The organism is Siccirubricoccus deserti (assembly GCF_014283215.1).
In the GTDB taxonomy this organism is placed as follows: Bacteria; Pseudomonadota; Alphaproteobacteria; order Acetobacterales; family Acetobacteraceae; genus Siccirubricoccus; species Siccirubricoccus deserti.
Window position 1 is genome coordinate 1 of the sequence record NZ_JACOMF010000002.1, and the last position, 24,403, is coordinate 24,403.

21 protein-coding genes and 3 pseudogenes are annotated in these 24,403 nt (G+C 69.0%); 13 read left to right on the forward strand and 11 right to left on the reverse strand.

Translation table 11 applies throughout. The annotated features are described in order from the left end of the window. Nucleotides 1-112: pseudogene (locus H7965_RS01660) on the forward strand (IS630 family transposase); the annotation flags it as partial. A gap of 21 nt (nt 113-133) precedes the next feature. Beyond that, a pseudogene (locus H7965_RS01665) lies at nt 134-1,045 on the forward strand (DUF2254 domain-containing protein); the annotation flags it as partial. Between the two features lie 37 nt (nt 1,046-1,082). Here the strand turns inward: H7965_RS01665 and H7965_RS01670 are convergent. The 3 genes and pseudogenes from H7965_RS01670 to H7965_RS01680 all read right to left on the reverse strand — a co-directional run bounded on the left by H7965_RS01670 (nt 1,083) and on the right by H7965_RS01680 (nt 4,028). Beyond that, nucleotides 1,083-1,594: pseudogene (locus tag H7965_RS01670) on the reverse strand (transposase). A gap of 34 nt (nt 1,595-1,628) precedes the next feature. After that, nucleotides 1,629-2,954, reverse strand: a complete 1,326-nt coding sequence (locus H7965_RS01675; protein WP_186768799.1) for an LLM class flavin-dependent oxidoreductase — start codon at nt 2,952-2,954, stop codon at nt 1,629-1,631. Nucleotides 2,955-2,963: 9 nt separating this feature from the next. Continuing rightward, nucleotides 2,964-4,028: a TauD/TfdA family dioxygenase gene (locus tag H7965_RS01680; protein WP_186768800.1), complete on the reverse strand. Its 1,065-nt coding sequence runs from the start codon at nt 4,026-4,028 to the stop codon at nt 2,964-2,966. A 343-nt stretch (nt 4,029-4,371) separates the two neighbouring features. On the opposite strand from H7965_RS01680, the gene H7965_RS01685 reads away from it, so the two are divergent. The 5 genes from H7965_RS01685 (at nt 4,372) to H7965_RS01705 (ending at nt 8,871) form a co-directional block, all read left to right on the forward strand. Further along, nucleotides 4,372-5,253 carry a hypothetical protein gene (locus H7965_RS01685; protein ID WP_186768801.1) on the forward strand — a complete coding sequence of 294 codons (882 nt, stop codon included), beginning with the start codon at nt 4,372-4,374 and terminating at the stop codon, nt 5,251-5,253. Nucleotides 5,254-5,364: 111 nt separating this feature from the next. Then, nucleotides 5,365-6,786, forward strand: a complete 1,422-nt coding sequence (gene leuC, locus H7965_RS01690) for a 3-isopropylmalate dehydratase large subunit (protein WP_186768802.1) — start codon at nt 5,365-5,367, stop codon at nt 6,784-6,786. A gap of 4 nt (nt 6,787-6,790) precedes the next feature. Further along, nucleotides 6,791-7,393, forward strand: coding sequence for a 3-isopropylmalate dehydratase small subunit (gene leuD, locus H7965_RS01695; protein WP_186768803.1), 603 nt, complete (start codon nt 6,791-6,793; stop codon nt 7,391-7,393). 55 nt (nt 7,394-7,448) lie between these two features. Beyond that, a complete protein-coding gene (locus H7965_RS01700; protein ID WP_186768804.1) occupies nt 7,449-8,426 on the forward strand; it encodes a Bug family tripartite tricarboxylate transporter substrate binding protein in 978 nt (325 codons plus the stop codon). 256 nt (nt 8,427-8,682) lie between these two features. Beyond that, on the forward strand, nt 8,683-8,871 hold the full coding sequence (locus tag H7965_RS01705) for a hypothetical protein (protein WP_186768805.1): 189 nt from the start codon (nt 8,683-8,685) through the stop codon (nt 8,869-8,871). A gap of 27 nt (nt 8,872-8,898) precedes the next feature. Here the strand turns inward: H7965_RS01705 and H7965_RS01710 are convergent, their stop codons facing one another. The 3 genes from H7965_RS01710 to zapE all read right to left on the reverse strand — a co-directional run bounded on the left by H7965_RS01710 (nt 8,899) and on the right by zapE (nt 11,381). Next, nucleotides 8,899-9,660: a class II aldolase/adducin family protein gene (locus H7965_RS01710; protein WP_186768806.1), complete on the reverse strand. Its 762-nt coding sequence runs from the start codon at nt 9,658-9,660 to the stop codon at nt 8,899-8,901. Between the two features lie 131 nt (nt 9,661-9,791). After that, nucleotides 9,792-10,169, reverse strand: coding sequence for a hypothetical protein (locus H7965_RS01715; protein ID WP_186768807.1), 378 nt, complete (start codon nt 10,167-10,169; stop codon nt 9,792-9,794). A gap of 39 nt (nt 10,170-10,208) precedes the next feature. Beyond that, nucleotides 10,209-11,381, reverse strand: coding sequence for a cell division protein ZapE (zapE, locus tag H7965_RS01720; RefSeq protein WP_186768808.1), 1,173 nt, complete (start codon nt 11,379-11,381; stop codon nt 10,209-10,211). A 129-nt stretch (nt 11,382-11,510) separates the two neighbouring features. On the opposite strand from zapE, the gene hrcA reads away from it, so the two are divergent. From hrcA to H7965_RS01740, 4 genes are all read left to right on the forward strand, one after another. Continuing rightward, nucleotides 11,511-12,620: a heat-inducible transcriptional repressor HrcA gene (hrcA, locus tag H7965_RS01725; protein ID WP_186768809.1), complete on the forward strand. Its 1,110-nt coding sequence runs from the start codon at nt 11,511-11,513 to the stop codon at nt 12,618-12,620. Between the two features lie 145 nt (nt 12,621-12,765). Then, on the forward strand, nt 12,766-13,521 hold the full coding sequence (locus H7965_RS01730; RefSeq protein WP_186768810.1) for an SDR family NAD(P)-dependent oxidoreductase: 756 nt from the start codon (nt 12,766-12,768) through the stop codon (nt 13,519-13,521). Further along, nucleotides 13,518-14,417, forward strand: a complete 900-nt coding sequence (locus tag H7965_RS01735; RefSeq protein ID WP_186768811.1) for an NAD(P)-dependent oxidoreductase — start codon at nt 13,518-13,520, stop codon at nt 14,415-14,417. Before H7965_RS01730 ends, H7965_RS01735 begins: the two co-directional genes overlap by 4 nt. A 256-nt stretch (nt 14,418-14,673) precedes the next feature. Beyond that, complete coding sequence (locus H7965_RS01740) at nt 14,674-15,837, forward strand: glycoside hydrolase family 1 protein (RefSeq protein WP_229682386.1); 1,164 nt, start codon at nt 14,674-14,676, stop codon at nt 15,835-15,837. An 18-nt stretch (nt 15,838-15,855) separates the two neighbouring features. Here the strand turns inward: H7965_RS01740 and H7965_RS01745 are convergent, their stop codons facing one another. From H7965_RS01745 to H7965_RS01765, 5 genes are all read right to left on the reverse strand, one after another. Next, nucleotides 15,856-16,929, reverse strand: a complete 1,074-nt coding sequence (locus tag H7965_RS01745; protein WP_186768813.1) for an ABC transporter ATP-binding protein — start codon at nt 16,927-16,929, stop codon at nt 15,856-15,858. Between the two features lie 2 nt (nt 16,930-16,931). Beyond that, nucleotides 16,932-18,683 carry an ABC transporter permease gene (locus H7965_RS01750; protein WP_186768814.1) on the reverse strand — a complete coding sequence of 584 codons (1,752 nt, stop codon included), beginning with the start codon at nt 18,681-18,683 and terminating at the stop codon, nt 16,932-16,934. A 73-nt stretch (nt 18,684-18,756) separates the two neighbouring features. After that, a complete protein-coding gene (locus H7965_RS01755; protein ID WP_186768815.1) occupies nt 18,757-19,818 on the reverse strand; it encodes an ABC transporter substrate-binding protein in 1,062 nt (353 codons plus the stop codon). A 217-nt stretch (nt 19,819-20,035) separates the two neighbouring features. Further along, nucleotides 20,036-21,664 carry a GMC family oxidoreductase gene (locus H7965_RS01760; RefSeq protein ID WP_186768816.1) on the reverse strand — a complete coding sequence of 543 codons (1,629 nt, stop codon included), beginning with the start codon at nt 21,662-21,664 and terminating at the stop codon, nt 20,036-20,038. Nucleotides 21,665-21,927: 263 nt separating this feature from the next. Further along, nucleotides 21,928-22,293 (reverse strand): hypothetical protein, encoded by a 366-nt coding sequence (locus H7965_RS01765; protein WP_186768817.1) that lies wholly within the window; start codon nt 22,291-22,293, stop codon nt 21,928-21,930. Between the two features lie 387 nt (nt 22,294-22,680). Between H7965_RS01765 and phnC the strand changes: the two genes are divergently transcribed. Together phnC and phnD are read left to right on the forward strand one after the other, a co-directional pair. Then, nucleotides 22,681-23,457, forward strand: a complete 777-nt coding sequence (phnC, locus tag H7965_RS01770; protein ID WP_186768818.1) for a phosphonate ABC transporter ATP-binding protein — start codon at nt 22,681-22,683, stop codon at nt 23,455-23,457. 28 nt (nt 23,458-23,485) lie between these two features. Further along, nucleotides 23,486-24,391: a phosphonate ABC transporter substrate-binding protein gene (gene phnD / locus H7965_RS01775; RefSeq protein WP_186768819.1), complete on the forward strand. Its 906-nt coding sequence runs from the start codon at nt 23,486-23,488 to the stop codon at nt 24,389-24,391. Nucleotides 24,392-24,403: the final 12 nt, after the last annotated feature.

The following is a 24,403-nucleotide window of genomic DNA, read 5'->3' on the forward strand; positions in this document are numbered from 1 at the left end:
CGCCGCGCGGACCATCGACGGGCTCTGGGATGCCATCCGCGACGCCCTGCCACGCTTTACCCCGGAAGAGTGCCGAAACTACTTCACCGCCGCAGGCTATGAACCAGAATGATCGGATTCCGCCCTAGCCCTTGCCTGCGTCCTGGCTCTGCTCGTCTTCATCCAGGAGGTGGCGCGCATGGCGGTCGCCGACGACGTGGTCGAGCGCGTCGGTCGCGAGCTTGATGCCAGCATCAAGCCCCTCCCCGCCCTGACTGCGCAGGAGGGGCCGAAGCGCCGCGACGGTGATGATGAGGGCGCGAACGAGCGGACGCTGTGGGACGCGGCTGGGCATGTCGCGCAGCGCCACGAGGGCTACGTGCAGGCCATCGACTACGAGGGCCTCCTGACCTGGGCGGAGCGGCACGGCGCGGTGCTGCGGCTCGACTTCCTTGCGGGCGACTTCGTCGTCGCGGGCGACCGGCGCATCCTCGTCCACCCGCCTGAGACGGCGGATACGGCCGAAGCGGACGCAATCTGGAAGCTCGCTGTTGTGGGGCGGGAGCGCACGCCCACCCAGGACATCGAGTTCGCGGTCCGCCACCTCGTCGAGGTCGCGGTGCGGGCACTCTCGCCCGGCGTCAATGACCCCTTCACCGCCGTCGCGGTGATCGACCGGCTGCGTGGCTGCCTCACGCGGCTGACGGAGAAGCGCTTGCCCTCACCGATGCTGCGCGACGGGGCGGGTCGGGTGCGCCTCGTGCGCGAGACGACGACCTTCGCCGGCCTGACCGACGCCGCCTTCCACCAGATCCGCCAGGCTGGGGCGAGCCACCCGGCGGTGGTTATCCACCTGATCGAGGCGATCGCCCGCGTCGCCGAGCATGCCCGCACCGCGGAGCAGCGCGAGGCGCTGAACCGCCACGCCCGGATGGTGGCCGAGGTCGGGCTACGGGAGGTGGCCGAACCAGGTGACGGGCGCGACATCAAGCGGAGCCTGGCCAGGGCGGAACGGGCGCTCACCGATGGGGAGACGCCGGAGCCATCGACCGGCCGCGCGGCGTGACCCGCACTGGAGGCAAGAACCGACCAAGCCAGTGCTCTCAGGCTCTGAGCCAAGCCGCCGCCGCGAGGCAGAGAAGTCCGAGATAAGGAGCGGGCGGTCCTCTCATTGCGGGTAGCGAGGGCGCGCCATCCATCAGGCGGGCCCAGAGGTTCTCGACGAGATGTCGGTTGGTGTAAGCCCAGTCTGGGCAATCGACGGGCGCGCCGGTCGCTTCGGTGGGATCGCGGGGCATGCGCCCCTTTCCCAGATGCGTTCACGGAAGGTATCGGGGGCGAAGCCGCGATCGCCAGCCACCCATTCCGGCACATCGGGTAGGCAGCCGAGCAAGCCCGGCGCCCAGGTCTGTTGGTGCGCCTGACCGGGCGCGAGCATGAAAGCGAGCTGGGCAAGATTAGCCGGGATGCTCCGCCACTTGGCTCCGTTCTGGTGCCGCCAGAAGATCGCCGAGATTGTCCGCCGCAGCTCCTCGGGCGGCAGCTTGCCATGAGACCGCACCTCGTCAATTGCCGGTTCCCACTTCGCCCAGGCCGCATCCGTGAAAACAGGCACAGGGCATAGGAATAGTATTCAAGCTCTAGCACGCTTAACCCTCGTACCGGCTCGGCGGCAACGTCAGCCCGTAGTGCTCGCGCAGCGTCTTCCCCGCATAAGCCCGGCGGAACCGCCCGCGGCGCTGCAGCAGCGGGATCACCTCGGCGGTGAAGGCATCCAGCATCGCCGGCAGGATCGGCGGCATGATGTTGAAGCCATCCGCCGCACCGGTGCTGAACCAATCCTCGATGAGATCGGCGATCTGCTCCGGCGTGCCGGCCATGGTGAAATGGCCGCGGGCGCCGGCCAGGCTCTGCAGCAGCGCCCGCAAGGTGGGCTGTTCCCGCCGCACCAGGCCGATGATCACCTCGGTCCGGCTGCGCGCCGCCTGGACCTCGGACGGATCGGGGAAATCCTCCACCGTCAGCGGCCGGTCGAGCGGCAAATGCGAGAAGTCGAAACCGCCGAAACGGTTGGACAGGCGGATGCGGCCGACCTCCGGGTCGGTCAGCGCATTCAGCTCGCGCCAGATGCGCTGCGCCTCGGCCTCGGTACCGCCGATCACCGGGCTGAGGCCGGGCAGGATCAGGATCTGATCGGCGGCGCGCCCCTCGGCCGCCGCCAGCACCTTGAGATCGGCATAGAATTCCTGCGCCGTGGATTTCTCCATATGGGCGGTGAACACCGCCTCGGCATGGCGCGCGGCGAAGCGTCGGCCGGTGTCGGAGGAGCCGGCCTGCACGAAGACCGGCCGCCCCTGCGGCCCGCGCGGCAGGTTGAGCGGCCCGGCCACGCGGTAATGCGCCCCGGCATGGTCGATGCTGCGTACCCGCCGCGGGCTGGCGTAATGGCCGCCGGCGCGGTCATCCAGCACCGCGTCCGCCGCCCAGCTGTCCCACAGGCCGGTCACCACCTGCATGAATTCCTCGCCGCGGTCGTAGCGCTCCGCATGCGTCAGCGGCGGCGCGCCGCCGAAATTCCGCGCCGCCGTCGCCATCCAGGAGGTGACGATGTTCCACCCCACCCGGCCGCCGCTGATGTGGTCCAGCGAGGCGAATTGCCGTGCCAGGTTGTAGGGCTCGGTATAGGTGGTGGAGGCGGTGGCGATCAGCCCGATGCGGCTGGTGGCCCCGGCGAGCGCCGCGAGCGCCGTGATGGGTTCCAGCCAGTTGCGCGCCGCATGGTCGAGATCCTCGGCCAGCGCGAGCTGATCAGCCAGGAAGATGCTGTCGAACAGCCCGGCCTCGGCGCGCTGCGCGACATCGCGGTAGTAGGCGATGTCGGTCAGCGCCAGCGGCGAGGCCGCCGGGTGCCGCCAGGCCGCCTCATGGTGGCCGCGGGCATGGATGAACAGGTTGAGGTGAAGCTCTCGGGCCATGCGCACGGCCTACCAGCTGGCGTCGAGCGGGGCGCTGAGCGGCACGCCGGGGACGCGGATGCCGGCCGGCCGGCCCTTCGCCGTCGCCCCCTGCCAGACCTTTGTATAGATCGCCGGCAAGGCAGGGCCGTCGTCGCAGGCCAGCCACAGGCGGAACAGGTGGCGGCGCTGATCCGGCGCGGGGAAATCCTCGTAGGCGGTGCGCGAGTGCATAATCCAGTGGTTGTTGACGAACTGGATGTCACCGGGGCGGAATTCCATGTCGAGATGGATTTTCGGGCTGTCGGCCAGCGCGTCCAGCGCGTCGCAGGCGGCTTCCAGCGCCGGCGTCATGCGCGGCACCTCGGGGAAGCGTTGTGCCTTCCGCATCGCGCTGCGGACGTAGGTGGCGATGACGCTGCCATCTGGCATCGGGTTGAACACCGGCACGGCGTACCAGGGGTCGGCGCCCTCTGGCACCTCGTTGCGGCGGTCGCGGTACACCGGCTTCAGCAATTCGGGCAGCAGGTCGGGGTGGCGGCGCAGCATCTCGTTGTACAGCGCGGAGGAGCTGACGATGCTGGACAGCCCGCCGGATTTCGCCGGCTTCAGGCAGAGCAGCCCGACCACGTCGGAGCTGTCGCAATGGTAGGGCAGCCGCGCCGCGGTCTGGTAGCCGCGATGATCGGGCCGGGCGTAGTCCGCGCCGATGTCCTTCACATGGCCGAGGATATGCCCCATCGCATTCTGCGACACCGGCTCGCCGAGCAGCGTGCCGAGGCCGAAATAGGCGATGGCGCATTGCCGCACGGTCCAGCGTTCCACCGGCACGCCGCGCAGTAGGATGAAGCCGCGGCCGTGCAGCACCGCGCCGCGGATCTCCGCCACCAGCGGCTCCAGCCCGGCCTGTTCCAGGTCGGTCGGGCCGATGGCGGCGATGTCGATGCCGGTGGCATCCAGCCGGATGACGGCGGCATCCAGCGCCTCGGTCTCGGCCGCGCTGAGCAGGCGGATCCAGTCGCGGCGATTTGCGAGATCGGGTCCATACCAGAGCTGTGGCCCGTCGACCGGCCGCATCGGCATCGCCTGAGCCATTCCGCTCTCCCGCGTTTCCCTTGGCGTGCAGCCTAACGGCCGGGTAGCGCGCGCGGCAAGGCTGGGGCCGGGTGGCTGCGCGTGACGGCGGCGGTGCAAAGTTTTTCTGAGCGGGCGAGGCCCGGTTAGCGGCGCACCGGCCTTGATGCGATGACCGATCCACACCGTACGCCGGGGCGGCACCGCCGCGACGAGTTCTCCAGCATGGCGCGGCAGGTGATGCATTGCACTCTCCGGCGGTCATCCTTCCAACGCCGGGCGACCGGCGGCCAAGGTGAAGCAAGCAAGCCGAAGCTGCCGCCGTCATCCCACCGCAATCCCACCAGCGCCGTGTCATAAACATGTGTACGCCGACATCGATAGGGATTGCGCCAAGTCGCAGGCTTTATTACTTAGCCTTGTATCAGCCAAGAAAACTATGCCTGACGACTCGCAGGCCAGGTCGCCGGGCGGCGGCGTTTCTGCGCATTTCCGTGAACGAGGACCCACTTTGGTATTGACCGCCGAACAAGTCGCAGCCGCTGTCGCTTCCGGCTGTGTCTTCGAGCCAGCCTCGCCCGCCGCGGTGCAGCGCCTGGCCATGCAGCGCAAGGTTTTCTACATCGACGGGCAGGCCGTGTTGGCCGGCAGGGGTGACGGGTTGTTCGAAACCGTCGGCACCCTGATGCAGCTTATTGATCAGGGCCGGCAGGTGCTGGCGTATCATGAGGCGCCGGTCGCAGCGTCTCCGGCCGAAGCACAGCAGTCGGAGCCACTGGCCCGGCCGGAGGCGGTCGCCACCGAAGGCGCGCCGCCGGGCGATGCCACGGCGGATGATGCCCCGGCCACCCCGCAGGAAATATTGGCCGAAGCCCCGGTGGCAGCGCCACCGGCCCAAGCACAGCCGTTGGAGCCACCAGCCCGGCCGGAGCCGGTCGCCACCGAAGACGCGCCGCCGGGCGATGCCACGGCGGATGACGCTCCGGCCGCCCCGCAGGAAACATTGGCCGAAGCCCCGGTTGCCGCACCTCCCCGCAGGGCGCGGCGCCGCACGCTGCCGGCCCCGGCCAGCGGCCTGCCCTCAGTCGACGAACCCACCGAAGCCGCGCCGCTGGCCCCGGATGCCCCGGCCGTCCAGGCGCGGCTGCCGGCCCGGCGCCCCGGTCGTGCCAAGCCCCGATGGGTGACCGCAGGCGCTGAACGCCGTGGCCGGCGCGACAATCACTGGAGCGGTCGCCAGAAGTAATCAGGCCCATGGGCGCCATCGCCTGGCGGAGCGTACTTCACCCCTGGACAAGCTTCGCTCAGCCGCCGCACCCTTCCGGCAAATCCGCGCCATCGGCGCTGGGAGGGATGCATGTCAGAGCCAATCGGCCCGCGGACGATGTTCGAGAAGATCTGGTCGCGCCACCGCGTGACGGAGCGCGAGGATGGCCAGACGCTACTCTACGTCGGGCGGCATTTGCTGCATGACGGCGGCGCCACCGCCTTCGACGTGTTGCGCAGGCGCGGGCTGAAGCCGCGCGCGCCGGACCGCATCTTCGCCACGCCGGACCACTACGTCTCCACCGCGTCGCGCAAGGTCGAGGAGATCGAGGATCCGCGCCACCGCGAGATGGTGGAGAAGCTGGCGCGCAACACCGCCGAGCATGGCATCCGCCAATTCGGCCTCGGCGATCCCAACCAGGGCATCGTGCATGTGGTCGGGCCGGAGACCGGCCTTTCCCAGCCCGGCATCCTGCTGGTCTGCGGCGACAGCCATACCTCGACGCATGGCGCGCTGGGGGCGCTGGCCTTCGGCATCGGCAGCACCGAGGTGGCGCATGTGCTGGCGACCCAGACGCTCTGGCAGCGCCAGCCGAAGACCATGCGCATCACCGTGGACGGCACGCTCGGCCCGCAGGTGACGGGCAAGGATGTGATCCTGGCGATCATCGCCAGGATCAGCGCCGCGGGCGCGACGGAGCATGTGATCGAATTCGCCGGCAGCGCCATCCGCGGCCTGTCGATGGAGGGCCGGCTGACGCTCTGCAACATGTCGATCGAGGCCGGCGGCCGCGCCGGCATGGTGGCGCCGGATGAGACCACCTACGCCTATCTCGCCGGCCGTGCCTATGCGCCAAAGGGCGCGGAATGGGACCAGGCGGTCGCCCGCTGGCGGCAACTGCCGAGCGACGAGGGCGCGGTGTTCGACACCGAGGTGACGCTGGACGGCAACGCCATCCAGCCCATGGTCACCTGGGGCAACAGCCCGGAGGATGCGCTGCCGATCGACGGCGTGGTGCCCGACCCCGCCGCCGCGCCGGACGCCGAGCGGCGCGAGCAGATGGAGCGGATGCAAGCCTATATGGGCCTCACCCCCGGCATGCCGCTGACAGACATCGGCATCGACCGTGTCTTCATCGGCAGCTGCACAAACTCCCGCATCGAAGATCTGCGCGCCGCTGCCGCCGTGGCCCGCGGCCGCAAGGTGGCCGAAGGCGTGCTGGCCTGGGTGGTGCCGGGCAGCGAACCGGTGAAGCGTCAGGCCGAGGCGGAGGGGCTGCACGAGGTGTTCCGCACCGCCGGATTCGACTGGCGGGAGCCTGGCTGTTCGATGTGCCTCGGCACCAATGGCGATATCGCCCGGCCGGGGCAGCGCGTGGCCTCCACCTCCAACCGCAATTTCATGGGACGACAGGGGCCCGGCGCGCGCACCCATCTGCTGAGCCCGGCGATGGCCGCCGCGGCGGCGGTAACCGGACGTTTCACCGATGTGCGCCGGCTGGTGGGGGGCTGAGCCGATGGAAGCCTTCACCCGGCTCGATGCCGTCGCCGTGCCGATGGCGCGACCGAACATCGATACCGACCAGATCATCCCGGCCCGCTTCCTCTCCCGCCCGCGCGAGGTGGATCACGGCCAGTTCCTGTTCCATGACGCGCGACGGCTACCGGATGGCGAGCAAAACCCCGAGTTCCCACTGAACCGGCCGGAGTGGCAATCGGCCCGCATCGTCGTCGGCGGCAGGAATTTCGCCTGCGGCAGCTCGCGCGAGAGCGCGGTCTGGGCGCTGTTCGACGCCGGCTTCCGCTGCGCCATCGCGCCCAGCTTCGGCGACATCTTCCGCAACAACGGCATGAAGAACGGGCTGCTGCCGGTGGTGCTGCCGGCGGAGGTGGTGGAAGCGATTATCGCTCAGCTGGAAGCCGAGCCGGGCGCGCGGATCGGCGTGGATCTGCCGACGCAGACCGTGACCGCGCCGGATGGCAGCGTGCATTCCTTCGAGATCGACCCCTTCGCCAAGCATTGCCTGCTGAACGGGCTGGATGATTTCGGCCTGACCGCCGCCTATGAGGAGGATATCGCCGCCTTCGAACGCCGCTACGGCCGCGAGAACACGCTGTAGGCCGCAAGGCGGCGGCCGGAACCCAGTCCAACCAGAGCCTGAAAGGCCGACCATCATGCAGCGTCCGACCCGCCGTGCCGTCCTGGGATTTGCCCTCGCCACCCCCACCGTGCTGGCGCGGGCGCAATCCGCCGAGGGCTGGCCCAGCCGCCCGGTGCGGCTGATCGTCGCCTTTGCCGCCGGTGGCGCCGCTGACACCGCGGCACGCACCATGGGTCAGAAGCTGGCCGAGATCATCGGCCAGTCGGTGGTGATCGAGAACCGTACCGGCGCCAATGCGGTGATCGCCGCCAATGCCACGCTGCAATCGCCGAAGGATGGCTACACCTTCCTGGTGGATGCGGCGAACCAGCTGACCAATCCGCCGCTGATGAAGGACCTCGGCTTCGACTACCGCACCGCCTTCATTCCGATCACCCAGGTCTGCAGCTTCCCGCAGGTGATCGCGGTGAAGCAGGATTTCCCGGCCCGCACGATCCAGGAGTTCATCGCCCTGGCCAAGGCGCGGCCCAATGGCATCAGCTACGGCACGCCGCCGGCCGCCGGCATGGGCCACCTTGCCGGCGAGATGTTCCAGAAGCAAGCCGGCATCCGGCTGATCCACACTTCCTATCGTGGCGGCGCCGATGCGGCGCGGGACATCGCTGCCGGCGTGGTGGATGCGGTGCTGATCACCACCAGTTCCATCCGCCCGCCGGTGCAGGCGGGCCGGGCGCGGATACTGGCAGTGACCAGCCTGAACCGCGTGCCCTCTATCCCCGAGGTGCCGACCCTGGCCGAAAGCGGCTTCCCCGGCTATGACATGAACGACTGGAATGGGATCTTCGTTGCCAGCGGCACGCCGGCGCCGATTGTCGCGCAATTTGCCGCCGCGGTCGCCAGGGCCTGCGCCGATCCGGGGGTGAAGCAGCGCATGGACCCGCTCGGCGCAGTGATGGTCGGCAGCACGCCGGCGGAATTCGCCCGCTGGCTGGAAGCGCAGCGGGTGATCTGCGAGCAGGTGATCCGTGACGCGGATATTACCCTGGGATAGGGTAGCTCGACCGCTCCGCCTGGATGGCTGGGCGGGGCCCAGAGCAGAGCGTAAATTCACTGTAGCCGCCGGACAGTGACTTTCGTCGCATCCGCGCCCCCCGCGCCGGGCTAGGGAGAAGGCCGGACGCCGGGGTCATTCGTCCAGGACATACCCCTCATTCGACCTGCGAGTTGGCGCCAGACGCGTCGATCAACCAGTTTGCGCCTACATCCAGGGGCCGAAGCCGGCGCCCGCCTTCTACGAAGAAGCCACCATGTCCCGCCTTGCCATCCTTCTCGCCGCCATCGGCTTCGGCCTTACCCTGCTGTCCGGCAGCGGCTTCGGCCTGGGCCGGTCGGTCACGGGCATCACCAACTGGGCCTCGCGGGCCCCGGTCGCGGCGGCGCCCAAGGCGGCGCCCGTCGCGCCGAACAACTGGGCCTCGCCACGCCAGGCCCGCTGACCCAAGGGTGAAGGTTCCCCGCCGTACTCAGCAGCGGTACTTGGCGCCCTTGCGGTCCACCGTGCGCACCAGGCCCTGGAACTCCATCAGCCCGTATTCCGGCGTGCCGCGCAGCTTCTGCATTCGCGCCTTGGCGCGTTCCTGGACATAGGGCTCGATCACCACCGGCGGCTCGTCCAGGCTGCGGGCCATCAGCTCCACCTCGCAGGCCCGCTCCAGCATGTAGAGGCGCATCAGCGCACCATGGATGGTCTCGCCCCAGGTCAGCAGCCCATGGTTCAGCAGCACCACGCAGCTGCCCTTCTGGCAGGTCACGCCCAGCGCATCGCATTCCTCCTGCGAGGTCGGCACGCCATATTCATGGTAGGCGACGTCATCCAGCACATGCAGCGCGTCCTGGCTGATCGGCCGCAGCCCATTGCGCAGCAGGGAGACGCCGGCGCCGGCGCGGGTGTGGGTGTGCAGCACGCAATTCGCATCCGGCCGCGCCTTGTAGACGCCGCTGTGGATGGTGAAGCCGGCGGCGTTGAACTTGCCCTGATCGCCGATGACGTTGCCGGCGAGGTCCATCTTCACCAGGCTGGAGGCGGTGACCTCATCGAACATCTCGCCATAGCGGTTGATCAGGAAGTGCTCCGGCTCGCCCGGAATCCGCGCCGACATGTGGGTGTTGATCAGGTCGGTCCAACCCAGGTCGTGCACCACATGGTACAGCGCGGCCAGGTCGCAGCGGGTCTGCCACTCGGCGTCGGACATGTCGGTGGCGGCGAGCTTCATTGCTGATGACATCGCTCTATCCCTTTTCATGCGTGCCGGCGGCGATGCCGGGGCGCGGGATATCCTGGGCGAGGTCCAGGGGGCCGGCAAGGCGGAAGCGCAGCGGGTGCCGCCAGGATCAGTAGAACCGGGGCGTGGCGCGCCTACAGCGGCATGCAGCGGACGATGTTGTCGTGGCCGTGGGCCAGCGTCGCCATGGTGCCGTCCGGGCATTCCCGGGCCTGGACATTGGCCGCTGCCTCCAGCCCATGCATCCAGCGCACCGTCGGCGTGCGATTGCGTGCCTTGCCGCGCCGGGCGGTTCGGCGATTGCCTATGGCGGTGCTGGCGGAGGCCGCCCGCGCATCCCGTGTCACCCCCACCTGGCCGCGCACCGGCACCGAGCGGTGCACGACTGCCGGCGGCCGCGTGGTATGGGGCTTGCTGGCCTTGGCCGAGGCACTGGGGCTGCTCCGTGGGCCGGCGGTGGCGGTACCAGCGGCCAATAGCAGGCCAAGGATGGCAAGCGTCAGGAAGCGCATGAACACCCCTCTCGAATCCGTGATTGTTATTACAGCGTGTTACGTCAAATGCGGCAAGACCAGATAATCCTGACTCTGCATTTCCATCAAGCGGCTCGCAGTGCGCTCGAACATCGCCGCGTTCTGACCTGATTCATAAAGACTGTCAGGCGGCGCCTCGGCCGAGACAACCAGCTTGCAACGATGTTCGTATAATGCATCCACCAATGTTACGAATCGCCGCGCCCGGTCGAAATTCTCCGGCCCGAGCCGCGGCACGCCATCCAGCACCAGCGTATGGAAATGCGTCGCCAGTGCCAGGTAGTCCGCCGGGCCCAGCGCCCGGCCGCACAGCGCGTCGAAATCCATCCGCGCCACGCCGCGCGCCGTCTCCGTCACCTCGACATTGCGGCCGAGCACGGTCAGCCGACAGGGCGCGCCCTGCGCCTGCCCGGTCAGCTCCAGGAAGGCGCTGTCGAGTGCCCGTTCCGCCCTGCCATCCACCGGGCAGTGCCAGGTGGGCAGGCCGCGGATGCGCTCCCGCCGGTAGTCGCGCTCGGCTTCCAGGTGCAGCACGTTCAGCCGCTGCTTGATCAGCGCGATGAAGGGCAGGAAGGCGTCACGTCCCGGGCGGCCCTTGAACAAATCGTCCGGCGCGGTGTTGCTGGTCGCCACCACCACCACGCCGCGGGCGAACAGCGCCTCAAACAGCCGGCCGAGGATCATGGCGTCGGTGATGTCGTGCACCTGGAATTCGTCGAAGCACAGCAGCGCCGCCTGGGCGAAGATGCTGTCGGCGAGTGGCGGGATCGGGTCGGCCTCGCCCGGATTGGCCTGCTTCCAGCGATGGATGCGCTGATGGCAGTCCTGCATGAACTGATGGAAATGGATACGCTGCTTCCGCGGCACCTCCGCGCAGGCGAAGAACAGGTCCATCAGCATGGATTTGCCGCGCCCGACTTCGCCAACCAGATAGAGGCCCTGCGGCGTGCCCTCCGGCGCCTCCGGTACCGGCTTCCTGCGGAAGAAGCGGCTGAGGAAGCCGCCCTGATCGGGCGCCTCGGTCGAGGGGTCGTAGCCGCGCAGCCGGCGCCACAGGTCCTGCAGCGTCTCGGCGGCCAGTTCCTGGGCGGGGTCGGGTTTCAGCTGGCCGGCGGTGACGCGGGCGCGGTAGGCCGGCAGCGGGCCCGCGGCCAGGCCGGTTGCCGGGGAAGGGCCGGGTTGGAAGTCCATTGCCGCCCGGGATAGCCCGGCCGCTGGCGCCGGACAACCGTGGCCCGGCACGTTCCGCTGCCGCGGTTGACGTTGCGCTCCCCTCTCCCTAGCCTCTTAGGTCGGAGTCCAAAGGGGTTTACGCCGCTGATGTTCACGCCGAAAGCGCCGGTCGGTTCGCCCCTGGGGGTGTCGCTGAGCGGGTCTGCCGGCGCCAGCTTCGCCGGCCTCGACAGCCGCAGCTCCACCATCCTGCGCGAACTGGTCGAAGTCTACGTCCTGACCGGAGAGCCGGTGGGCAGCCGCACCTTGTCCCGCCGTCTGCCGCTCGGCCTCTCCCCCGCCTCGATCCGCAACGTCATGGCGGATCTTGAGGAGGCCGGCTTCCTCTACGCCCCGCATACCTCCGCCGGGCGGCTGCCGACCGAGCGGGGGCTGCGGCTGTTCGTCGACGGGCTGTTGGAATTCGGCGACCTTGGCGAGCAGGAGCGCAGCGATATCGCCGCGCGCTGCGCCGCCTCCGGCCGGTCCTTGCAGGAAACATTGGCGGAGGCGGGGCAGATGCTCTCGGGCCTCGCCGGTGCCGCCGGGCTGGTGGTGGCGCCGAAATCCGAGGGCACGATCCGCCATATCGAATTCGTGGCCCTCGGCCCGGGCCGCGCCCTGGTGGTGCTGGTCGGCGCCGATGGCCAGGTCGAGAACCGCGTCATCGAAGTGCCGCCCGGGCTGCCGCCGAGCGCCCTGGCCCAGGCCAGCAACTACCTCAACGCCCAGCTCGCCGGCCGCAGCCTGGATGACGCCCGGCTGCGGGTGTCGGAGGACATCGCCGCCAACCGCACCGCGCTCGACGCGCTGACCAGCCAGGTGGTGGAAAGCGGCCTCGCCACCTGGTCCGGCGGCGGCGGCGGCAGCTTGATCGTCCGCGGCCAGGCGCGGCTGCTGGAGAACCTCGACCAGCTGGCCCGGGTGCAGGAGATCCAGGCGCTGTTCGAGCGGCTGGAGGCGCAGGAGACGGTGCTGCGGCTGCTGGAACTCGCCCAGCGCGGCCAGGGCGTGCAGATCTTCATCGGCGCCGAGAGCGGGCTGTTCGACACCGCCGGCCTCGCCATGGTGGTGGCGCCCTTCCGCAATGGCCCGGCGGGGCAGGGCGAACGCATCGTCGGCGCCATCGGCGTGATCGGGCCGACCCGGATCAACTACGGCAAGGTGATCCCGGTAGTGGACTACACCGCACGGGTGATCGGCCGGTTGCTCGGATAGAGCAGATCGCCTGAAGGCGTGACCCTGCTCTGGGAGCAACAGGCCAGGGCGGATCGCAATCCCAGGCGGACTGCGATCCGCCCTGGCTTGTCGCGCGGCCGCGCCTGCTTCCATGATGCCTCAACATCAGGGGAGGACATGGGCCATGGCACGGCTCGCAGGCAAGGCGGCCTTCATCACCGGTGCTGGCACCGGCATCGGCCGGGCCACCGCCGAAGTCTTCGCGCGGGAAGGCGCGCGGGTGACGATCGCCGAGATCGACGCCGCGAGCGGCGAGGAGACGGCGCAGCGCATCCAGGCCGCGGGCGGACAGGCGATCGCCATCACCACCGACGTGCGGGTGCCGGAGAGCATCGAGGCATCCATCCGCAAGGCGGCGCAGCACTGGGGTGGGCTGCATGTGCTGCACAACAATGCCGGCGGCTCCACCCTGGTTGATTCCAACGTGGTCGATGTGCCGCTGGAGGAATTCTGGCGGGCCATCACCCTCGACCTGTTCGGCACCTTCCTTGGCTGCCGCTTCGGCATACCGGAGATCATCCGGTCCGGCGGCGGATCGGTGATCAACATGGCCTCGGCCGTGGCGCTGATGGGCTTCGAGGGGCGGGATTGCTACACGGCCGCCAAGGGCGGCATCGCCGCGCTGACCCGCTCGCTGGCGGTGCAATACGGCCGCCAGGGGGTGCGGGTGAATGCCATCGCCCCCTCCGTCACCATGACCGACCGGGTGAAGCGGCTGCTGGCGGAAAGCCACGGCGTCAAGCAGGTCGCCGACCAGCATCTGCTCGGCCTCGGCGAGCCGCTGGATGTGGCGCATGCCGCGCTTTACCTCGCCTCGGACGAGGCGCGCATCACCACCGGCAGCATCCTGCCGATTGACAGCGGGGTGGTGGTGGCATGAGCGCGAACATCGCCGATATCGGCTTCATCGGTCTCGGCCAGATGGGGGCGCCGATGGCCGAGCGGCTGTTCGGGCCGGATGTACGGCTGCATGTCTTCGACCCGCGGCCGGAGGCGGTGGCCGAGTTCACCGCCCGCGGCGCCATCGGCCATGCCTCGGCCCGGGCGGTGGCGGACGCCGCGGCTATCGTCTTCGCCTGCCTGCCGAGCGGCAAGGTCAGCGAGGCGGTCGCCGCCGACGCCGCCGAGGGACGCGCGGTGAGGGTCTACGCCGAGATGTCCACCATCGGCCGCGCCACGGTGGAGGCCATCGCCGCCCGCATGGCGGCGCGTGGCATCGCCATGGTGGATGCGCCGATCAGCGGCGGCCCGGCCGGCGCGCGGGCCGGCACCCTGGCGATGCTGGCGGCCGGCGATCCGGCGGCGGTGGCGGCGCTGCGCCCCTGGCAGCTGCGCATCGGCGCCCGGGTCTTCGTGCTGGGGGAGACGCCGGGTCAGGCGCAGGTGATGAAGCTGGTGAACAACCTGGTCTTCGCCGCCAACATGGTCTCCACCTGCGAGGCGCTGGTGATGGGCGCCAAGGCCGGGCTCGATGCCGACACCATGGTGGCGATGCTGAACGCCGGCACCGGCCGCAGCATGGTGAGCGAGCGGGTGATGGAGACGATGCTTGCCGGCGAGTTCCGCTTCGGCGCCGCCATGGCGATCCTCGACAAGGATGTCTCGCTCGGCATCGCCGAGGCGGGGGCGATGAAGGTGCCGATGTGGACGCTGGAACAGGCCGCCCGGGTCTGGCGGCTTGCCACGGTGGCGGAGGGGCCGGAGCAGGACATCTCCACCGTCATCCGCATGATGGAAGGCTGGGCCGGGGTGGAGGTGCGGCGGCGCGCGGAATAGGCCGGCGCCCGGCAAGGAATCGGCAATCGCGGTACGGCAGGAATGCAGCGCCGCGACCCACGCGCGGGTTGCGGCAATCGGCTCCGCCACGCGCACCGCAGGGTGGCGGCGTGCGGAACCACACGGCGCGCTGGATGTTGCCGGTTGCGTCCATGGTAAGATGCCCTGGCCGCCCGGGGATTGCTGCCGCCGTCGGAGCCGATTCCACCGCGGCGCGGCCTGAATGCCGTCCCTTCCACAATGCACGGATGCGAGCGTGACCTTCCGACCCAGCCTGTTCCGCAGCTTCTTCCTCGGCGGTTTCGAATGCTCGACGCATCGCCGGAATGACGGGCGCCGCCTCGATCTCATCGCCGCCACCCGCCACGACCTGCTGGCCGAGGAGGATTACCGGCAGGTCGCCGAGCACGGCATCCGCGCGGTGCGCGACGGGGTGCGCTGGCACCTGGTGCAGGCCGCCGGCCCCGGCCAGTACGATTGGTCGGCGGTGCTGCCGATGCTGCACGCGGCGCAGCGCGCCGGCACCCAGGTGGTCTGGGACCTCTGCCATTACGGCTGGCCGGATTGGCTGGACATCTTCTCGGCCGATTTCGCCCCGCGCTTCGCCGAATACGCCGCCCGCTTCGCCGAGCTGGCGCGGGCCGAGACCGGCGCCGCGCCGACGCTCTGCCCGCTGAACGAGATCTCCTTCCTCGCCTGGGCCGGCGGCGAGACCGGCCATTTCAATCCCTGCACCAATGGCCGCGGGCCGGAGGTGAAGCGCCAGGCGGTGGCCGCGACCCTGGCCGCGACGCGCGCCATGCGCCAGCTGGTACCCGGTACCCGGGTGTTCGCGGTGGAGCCGCTGATCAACACCGTCGGCCGGCCCAATGTCGACGCCGACATCGAGCCGGCGGAACGGCGCAACGCCGGCATGTGGGAAGCCTGGGACATGCTGCTGGGCCGCCAGGCGCCGGAGCTGGGCGGCAGCGAGGATATGCTGGACGCCATCGGGGTGAATTTCTACTGGAACAACCAGTGGTGGCTGCACGAGGGCCGCGACGCCGCGCCACTTTCGGTGTTCGACGAACGCTGGGTGCCGCTGCGGGCGCTGCTGGCACGGGTGCATGCGCGCTTCCAGCGGCCGATCTTCGTCGCCGAAACCAGCATCGAGGGCGACCGCCGCGCGCTGTGGCTGCGCTACGTGGCGGATGAGGTGATCGCCGCGCTGGAGGCCGGCGTGCCGGTTGAGGGCATCTGCCTCTATCCGGTGCTGAGCCACCCGGGCTGGGACAATGACCGCTACTGCCCGAACGGGCTGCTGGAGATGGAGCCGAAGCATGGCCGCCGCCCGGTGCACCTGCCGCTGGCGCAGGAGCTGCGCCGGCAGCAGGCACGGCTGGCGGCGCTGTTCGGGACGGGGGAGGAGGCGGCGGCCTGACCGGGCGGCGCCGCGCGCCTACTCGACGATCGCCACCTGCGCCGGGTCCAATTGCATCCAGACGGGATCACCGACCTCGTGGACCTGCAGCGGTGGCGCGGTCACGCGGAGCCGCATGTCGCTGCCCGCCGGCTGGATGACGTAGTCCCAGGTCTCGCCCAGGAACACCCGCTGCGCGATGACACCAGGGATCACCGGGCGCCCGTCCCCGTTGCCTGGCCTGCCGCAGTGCAGCCCGATGCTCTGCGGCCGGACGGACAGCAGAATGGGGCGGTTGGCGCCGCCCATCGCGGGGTCGAGTTGCAAGGCCTTCATGGCGAAGCCGTCGCACCGGATGTCGCCATTCTCCAGCCTGGCTTCCAGCAGATTGGTCCGGCCGATGAAGCTGGCCACGAAGCGGGTTCTTGGCCGGGTATAGAGCAGGTGGGGGGCGTCCACCTGCTCGATGCGGCCGGCATTCATCACGGCGATCCGGTCCGAAGTCGCCATCGCCTCGGCCTGGTCATGCGTCACATAGACCGTGGTGATGCGGAATTCGTCATGGACGCGGCGGATCTCGAAGCGCATCTCCTCGCGCAGATTGGCGTCGAGGTTCGATAGCGGCTCATCCAGCAGCAGCACATCGGGCTTCACCACGATCGCCCGCGCCAGGGCCACGCGCTGCTGCTGGCCGCCCGACAGCTCCGCCGGGTAGCGCCCGGCGAGGTGCCCCATCTGCACCACGCCCAGGATCTCCGCCACGCGGCGGCGCACCTCCTCCGCGGGCAGCTTGCGCAGCTTCAGGCCGAAGGCGACGTTCTCCTCCACCGTCATGTTCGGCCAGATCGCATAGCTCTGGAAGATCATCGACATCTGCCGCCGCTCGGGCGGCATCACCGCCCCGGGCGCAGAGATGATCTTCCCGCCCATCTCGACCGTGCCGGCCGTGGGCTCGACGAAGCCCGCGATCATGCGCAGGGTGGTCGTCTTGCCGCAGCCGGATGGGCCCAGCAGGGACACGAACTCGCCCTCCACCAGGGTCAGGTTGATGTGGTCGACGACCGTCAGCTTGCCATAGGCCTTGGTCAAACCCCGAAGGGAAAGGCGGGACATCCTCAGCTTCTCCGCAGCATGAAGTCGCGGCCGACCAGCTTCATGCCGATGGCGACGAACACCAGGGTGATCAGCAGCAGAAGCCCGCCGAAGGCGGCGAGCACCTCGAAATTGCCGGCCTCGCTCAGGTCGTAGAGCAGGACGGACATGGTCCGCGTGCGCGGCCCAACCAGGAAGATCGCCGCCGAAAGCTCCCGCGAGGCGACGATGAAGACGATCAGCCAGCCGCCCAGCAGGGCCTTCTTGATCAGCGGCGCGGTGACGCGGGAGATCGCGTGCAGCCGGCCGCTGCCCAGGATGCGCGCGGCCTCCTCCATCTCCGGGTGCACGGCACGTATCGCCGCCGACGAATTCGCATAGGCGATCGGCAGGAAGCGCGCGGTGAAGGCGAAGATGATGATGGCGGCGGTGCCGTACAGCGCCAGTGGCGGCGAGGCATAGGCGGCGTAGAAGCCGATCGCCATGACGATGCCCGGGATGACGAAGGGCGCCATGGCCAGGAAGCCGAGCGCCTCGCCGAAGGGAACCAGCCGCCGGTTCACGATATAGGCGACCAGCAGCGCGATCAGCACGGCAAGGGTCGCGGCCGCGGCGGAGAACCAGATGGTGTTCCAGATGGAGGTCATCGCCATCTCATGCTCGAACAGCAGCAGCTGGTAGTTTCGCAGGGTGAAGTTGTCGAGGCTGACGCCGCGCCCCCAGGCCTTGGCGAAGGAGGCCTGCACCAGGATCAGCAGCGGCATCGCGACGGACAGGGCGCCGACGCAGGCGCACCAGCCGAACAGCGCCCAGCGCCAGGGGCCCAGCTTGATGACCCGCCGCTCGCCGCCCTTGCCGGTCTGGGAGACGAAGCCCTTCCGCGCGAGCATCAGCTTCTGCACCACGATCATGCCGATGGTGATCAGCAGCAGCGGCATGGCATAGGCGGCGGCCACCTCGACCCGCACGGGGTATTCGAAGAACTGCCAGAGCTGGGTCGTCACCACATTGATGCGTGCCGGGATGCCGATGATCGCCGGCGTGCCGAACAGGGCGATGGTCTCGAGGAAGACGATGATGAAGGCGCCCAGGATGGAGGGCCAGACCAGCGGCAGCGAAACCTTCCGCATCGCCGTCCAGGTGCCAGCGCCGAGGATGTTGGCGGCGTCCTCCATTTCGGATGAAACGAGGTCGAGCGCCGCCTTCACGAAGATGAAGACCAGCGGGAAGGAGTGCAGCGCGATGACCAGCGACAGGCCTTCGAAGCTGTAGACGTTGAAGAATGCCCCCTCGGCGCCGGTGATGGCGCGCCAGAGCTGGTTAACCACGCCGGAATTCGGCCCGGCCAGCAGGATCCAGCCGATGGCGCCGAGATAGGGCGGCATGACGAAGGCCCCGAGCACCACCGCCCAGGTGATGCCCTTTCCCGGCATGTCGGTGCGCGAGACCGCCCAGGCCATCGGCACTGCCAGTACCACCGAGATGGTCGCGGAGGTGAGGCCAAGGATCAGCGAGTTGACCAGGGCATCGAGGTAGCGGGCCCGGCCATAGGCGGTGAGATAGTTGGACAGGGTGAAGGCGCCGGTGTCCTGCGTCTCGAAGCTCACCATGAAGAGCTTCGCCAGAGGCGCCACCACCAGGAACAGGAGCAGGAGGACCAGAACCAGCCAGACCAGGGCAACCGGTTCGACCTGGCGCAGCCGGCCGAGAAGACCGGTGCGCCGGCCCGCCGACCCGGTTGCGGGTTCGCGAAGCGCAGTAGCGGAATTGGTCATGCGGTGGACATCCGGCCGCCCGTGATGGAGGCCCTGCCGCAGCGGGCGCAGCAATGCCGCAGGGCCGGGCGGATCAGACGCCGAAGGTGTCGCGCCAGAGCTCGCGCACTTCCGGCACGCCCTTCTCCTGTTCCTCCAGGGTCGGTGTCAGCAGCTTGATTTGGTCGAGCGGCAATGAGCCTTCCGGGCCAGGCACATCTGGCCGCAGCGGCTCAGCGAACAGGCCGCGGATCACCTGGGACATCTCCTTGCTGGCCTGGTACTCCATGAACAGCTTGGCGGCGTTCGGGTGCGGTGCGTTGCGCGGGATGGCCGATGGCGCGATGGTCGCGAGGACGCCCTCGGTGGGGTAGATGAGCCGCAGCGGATTGCCGCGGGAGATGCTGAGCAAGGTTGTCCCCGCCGGCACGCAGACGCCGACGGTCCGCTCGCCAGCGTTCAGCAGGGTCACCGGGTCCTGGCTCGACCGGCCGATCTGCGGACGGTTCTGCTCCAGCCGCTTGAAGTAGTCCCAGCCGTACATCTTGCGCATCTGCACGGCCCAGACGCCGATCGCGCCGCTGAACCCCGGATGGCCAACGGCGAGCTGGTCGCGCCACTTCGGCTCAAGCAGGTCGGTCCAGCTCTTGGGCGCCTCGGCCTCGCTCACCTTCTGGGTGTTATGGCCGAGCTGAAACAAGCCGAGGAAGGTGGTCTGGTAGAAATTATCCGGATCCGCAACGCGGATCGACTCCAGCATCCCATCGGCATTGCGCGGGCGGAATTGGGTCAGGCGGTTCTCGCGCTTCAGCAGGGTGAAGTGCCCGGAATTCGTCGAGCTGAAGACATCGCATTGCGCGACGCGGGCGCGGGCATCCTGCGACAAGCGCTGGAAGGCGACCTGGGAGGTGCTGCGGACGACATTGCACCGTACCCCGGGATAGCGTTCGGTGAAGGCGCGGCCGACGGCTTCCGACCCCTCCGCGCTGTACTGGCCGGAATACCAGGTGATCTCGCCTTCGCGCTTGGCCGCCTCATAGAGCTCGCGCTCGTGTGGAGGCAGGGTCTGGGCGGTTGCCAAGGCCGGGGCGGCCAGGCCGTAGACGGCGGCGCCGGCCGCAGCCTTCAGAACGTGGCGCCTTGTGGCGTTCTGCATCTTCGTTCCTCCCGTTTCGTTTGTTTTTGCAAACCTACCTTATCGTGCAACGGAACAGTGCTCGATGCCGGGTTTGGCGTCTGTTGAAGCCTGCCATGATGACCGTGCACCTCCAAGCTTGGATATCGGCTTCGGTAGGTCTGAAACAGTCTCGTGCCGGAGTCGTGTGGCGCTGCCGGTGCGGTCCGCGGCATTCCGTTCCGCAGGCAGCCCTTCTCTACCCCTGCCGCAGGAGCGCCGCCGCCCGCTCCCCGATCATCAGCGCCGCCGGCTGGATGTTCGAGGACGGCACCAGCGGCATCACGCTGGCATCCGCCACCATCAACCCCTCCACCCCTTTTAACCGCAGCCCGCTGTCGACCGGCGCCAGCGCATCCTCGCCCATCCGCGCCGTGCCGCAGGGGTGATAGACGGTGCCGCCGTCGCGACGGATGTGGGCGAGGATCTCCTCATCCGTCGTCACCTTGGCGCCGGGGGTCAGCTCCTCCTCGATCAGCGCCGCCAGCGGGGGCTGGGCGGCCAGCGCCCGGGCGTATTTCACCCCCTCGACCATCAGCCGCTGGTCATGCGGCGCTTCCAGGTAATTGGCGCGGATTACCGGCTTGTCGTCGGGGGAGGCGCTGCGCAGGGTGATGGTGCCGCGGCTGTCCGGGCGGCACTGGCAGGCGCTGAACATGAAGCCGGGCCAGGGGTCGGGGCCCTGGTCGTAGGTGGTGACGGTGAAATTGACGAAGAGGTACTGCATGTCCGGCTCCTCGGCGCCGGGCAGCACGCGGGCAAACAGGTTGGCCTCCGCCGCGCCGATGGACATCGGCCCGCGCCGGTCGAAGGCGTAGCGCGCCGCCATGCGCAGCTTGCCGATGGGGCCGCGCACCAGCTCGTTCACCGTGCCGCAGGGCTTCACCCGGTAGCGCATGCGTTGCAGGAAATGGTCCTGCAGGTTCTGGCCGACGCCCTTCGATTCCACCAGCACCGGAATGCCGTGGTCCTGGAGATGCGCGCCATCGCCGATGCCGGACAGCATCAGGATCTGCGGCGTGCCGATGGCGCCGGCGCTCAATACCACCTGGCGCCGCGCTTCCCAGCGTTCCAGCCCGGCCGGCCCGCGCACCAGCGCGCCGATGCAGCGCCTGCCCTGAAACAGCAGCCGCTGGATGGCACGCTCCGGCATGATGCGCAGGTTGGAGCGGGTGCGGGCAGGCTTGAGGAACATGTCGCCGGAATGGCTGCGCATGCCACGCCTGACGTTCATCTGCATCGGCCCGGCGCCCTCATGCCAGGCGCCGTTGAAATCCTTCACCCGCTTGTGTCCCATCGCCAGGGCGGCATCGATGAAGGCCTGCGCGCCCTTCGAGGTATGCCGCGCCTCGGCAGCGTGGATCGGGCCATCGGTGCCACGCTCCTCGGAGGGCTCGCCGGACCAGGTCTCCAGTCGCTTGAAGAAGGGCAGCACGTCGTCATAGCTCCAGCCACGTGCGCCGGATTGCGCCCAGCGGTCGTAGTCGCGGGGTGAGCCGCGCAGGAAGACCAGCCCGTTCACCGCGCCGGAGCCGCCCACCACCTTGCCGCGCGGCCAGTGGATGCTGCGGCCGTCCAGGCCCGGCTCCGCCTCGGTATGGAAGCGCCAGTCGTACTTGCCGCTGGCGTAGAGCCGGGCGAAGCCAGCGGGGATGCGGATCCAGGGATCACGCCAGGCCGCCGGCCCGGCCTCGATCAGCGCCACCTGGGTGGTGCTGTCCTCCGACAGCCGGGTGGCGATGACGCAGCCGGCGGAACCGGCGCCGAGCACCAGCACATCGGTGGTGTGGACCGTGGCGACGGTGGCCGCATCGGGCGCTTCGGGCATGGCGGTTCCCCCCTTTGGTGTCGTTGGGGGGATGATGGCAGCGGGCGGCGGGCGCGGCTACTGCCCGGCGCGGTCCAGCGCGGCGCGGATGGCGGCGGCAGGGATGCGGATGGTACTGGAACAGTATTGGGCGGCAGGCATCGCACCGCCAACGATATTGAGGCAGAGACCTCGTTGATGTGCTGCAGGTCATGGGCGGGCCGGCGCCGTGCCCACCGTAGGGCCGCATAATGTAGAGGCAGGAACGGACGCTTATCCTGATCTTATAGTGATGCCGTACCGATCCGCCAAGCTGATGGTCTGGCTTTCCGCAGGAGAGTGTCCTCTCGCCGGACAAGATTGCTCACCAACTCTCTGATGTTGGACCGACCGAAATCGCAGAGGCAGATCTTGGCGACGGCGGTCATCGCACGCAGACGCCAAAGAACCGCGAGGTTCCAGCGAGTGCGGAGATGGACGAAAAGCAGCTCGCGTGGCGGATCGTTGCCGGCCGAACCCGGCAGTGGTGGTGCCTCTCCGGCCTTCAAAACAGTCCATTGCACATCCGTGATGCGCGACGGCACGAGCTGCATGCAGCCGCCAAGGACCACGGCAAGCAATGGCACGAGGAGGAAGGATATGCGCAGCACGGGGCTATCCGCCTGCCGTGCAGCAGATCCTCGATTGTGCCGCCACCGGATATTCGACTCCGCAGCATGCGCGCGAAGTCAGCGTGGATTTCTGGCACCTGAGTGAACACGGTCGCATGGCGCCGCGGCGCACGCCGTAGCGATCGCCTATCCGGACGATGGGAGTGGGAAATTCGGACCAGGCACCGCCGGTCGCCCGCATGTTGATCCAGCGCTGGGATATGGCTTCCCCATTTACCGTAACCCCCGCCGCCCCTGAACGCCCCCCCCTGCGTCACCGCCCTCCGCGCCCGCAGCACACCGTGCCCGACGCAATACGCATGTCACTGCGCTGTCATCCAAGCGTCACAGCGGATTGCTACAGCCCCCGCAACGCGGGAGATGGGGATGCTGGAGCTGGAAGGTCTGACGCGCCGGTTCGGCGCCATGACGGCGGTGGACTGCGTCTCGCTGGCGATCGGGCCGGGCGAGATGGTGGGCGTCATCGGCCGCTCAGGGGCCGGGAAATCGACCCTGCTGCGGATGATCAACCGGCTGACCGATCCCTCGGAAGGCCGCATCCGCTGGAACGGGCGCGAGGTGACGGCGCTGCGCGGCCGCGCGCTGCGGCAATGGCGCGGGCAATGCGCCATGGTGTTCCAGCAATTCAACCTCGTCCCTCGGCTCGACGTGCTGACCAATGTGCTGGTCGGCCGGCTTTCCCACGTGCCGTCCTGGCGGGCCCTGCTGCGGCTGTGGTCGGAGGAGGAGCGGGCCATCGCCCTTTCGGCGCTCGAGCAATTCGACATGGGCGCGCTGGCGCCGCAGCAGGCGGGTTCGCTCTCTGGCGGCCAGCAGCAGCGCGTCGCCATCGCCCGCGCCCTGGTGCAGGAGCCGGCGATCATCCTGGCGGATGAGCCGGTCGCCTCGCTCGACCCGCGCAACACGCAGCTGGTGATGGATGCGCTGGCGGAGATCAACCGCCGCTACGGCATCACCGTGCTGGTGAACCTGCATTCGCTCGATCTGGCGCGGCGCTACTGCGACCGGCTGGTCGGGCTCACCGCCGGCCGGCTGGTGTTCGACGGCCCGCCGGAGGCGCTGACCGATGCCGTCGCCCGCCGGCTCTACGGGCTGGAAGCGGCCGAGGTGGTCGGGGCCGTGCCGGCCCTGGCCGATGCCTGAACGACCAACACCTCTGGAGCATTCCCGCATGTTCAACCGCCGCAGCCTGCTCGGCGCCGCCCTCGCGGGTGCCGCCATCCGCCCGGCCGCCGCCCAGCCCTGGCGCGCCGCCTACCCCGAGCTGGTCTTCGCCGTGATCCCGGCGGAGAACGCCGCCGGCGTGCTCAACCGCTACACCCCCTTCGTCGAATACCTGGCGAAGGCGCTGGGCACCAAGGTGACCTTGCGCATCGCCAATGACTATGCCGCGCTGATCGAGGGCCAGCGCGCCGGCAACATCCATATCGGCCAGTACGGCCCCTCCTCCTTCGCCCGGGCGCTGATGATCGGCGTGCCGGTCGAGGCCTTCGCCATCGAGGTCAACCTCGACGGCAGCAAGGGCTATCATTCGGTCTTCTACGTGAAGGCGGACTCCAGCTATCAGAAGATCGAGGATCTGCGCGGCAAAAATCTCGGCCTGGTCGATCCCAACAGCACCTCCGGCAACAACGTGCCGCGTTTTGCGATGAACAAGATGGGGATCAACCCGGAGCAGTTCTTTGGCCGCGTCGTCTACACCGGCAGCCATGAGAACGCGGTGATCGCGCTGAACCAGGGTACCGTCGATATTGCCGCCAATTGGTGGAACGACGAGCAGGAAAGCAATCTGCTGCGCATGGCGCGCAAGGGCATGGTGAAGGCGGAGGATTTCCGCATCATCTTCAAATCCGAGCAGATCGTAAACTCGCCCACCGCCTATCTCACCACCCTGCCGGCCGAGCTTCGCGCCGCCATCCGCACCGCGGTGCTGGAGCTGCCGGCGAAGGAGCCGGCACTGTTCGAGCGGCTGGTCGATGGCAAGCAGCGGCCCTGGGTTGCGGTGGACAACGCCGCCTATCAGCCGATCATCGAGCTGAACCGCTTCGTCGACGGCCTGCGCCGCCATCGCGGCTGAGCCCTTGCGTCC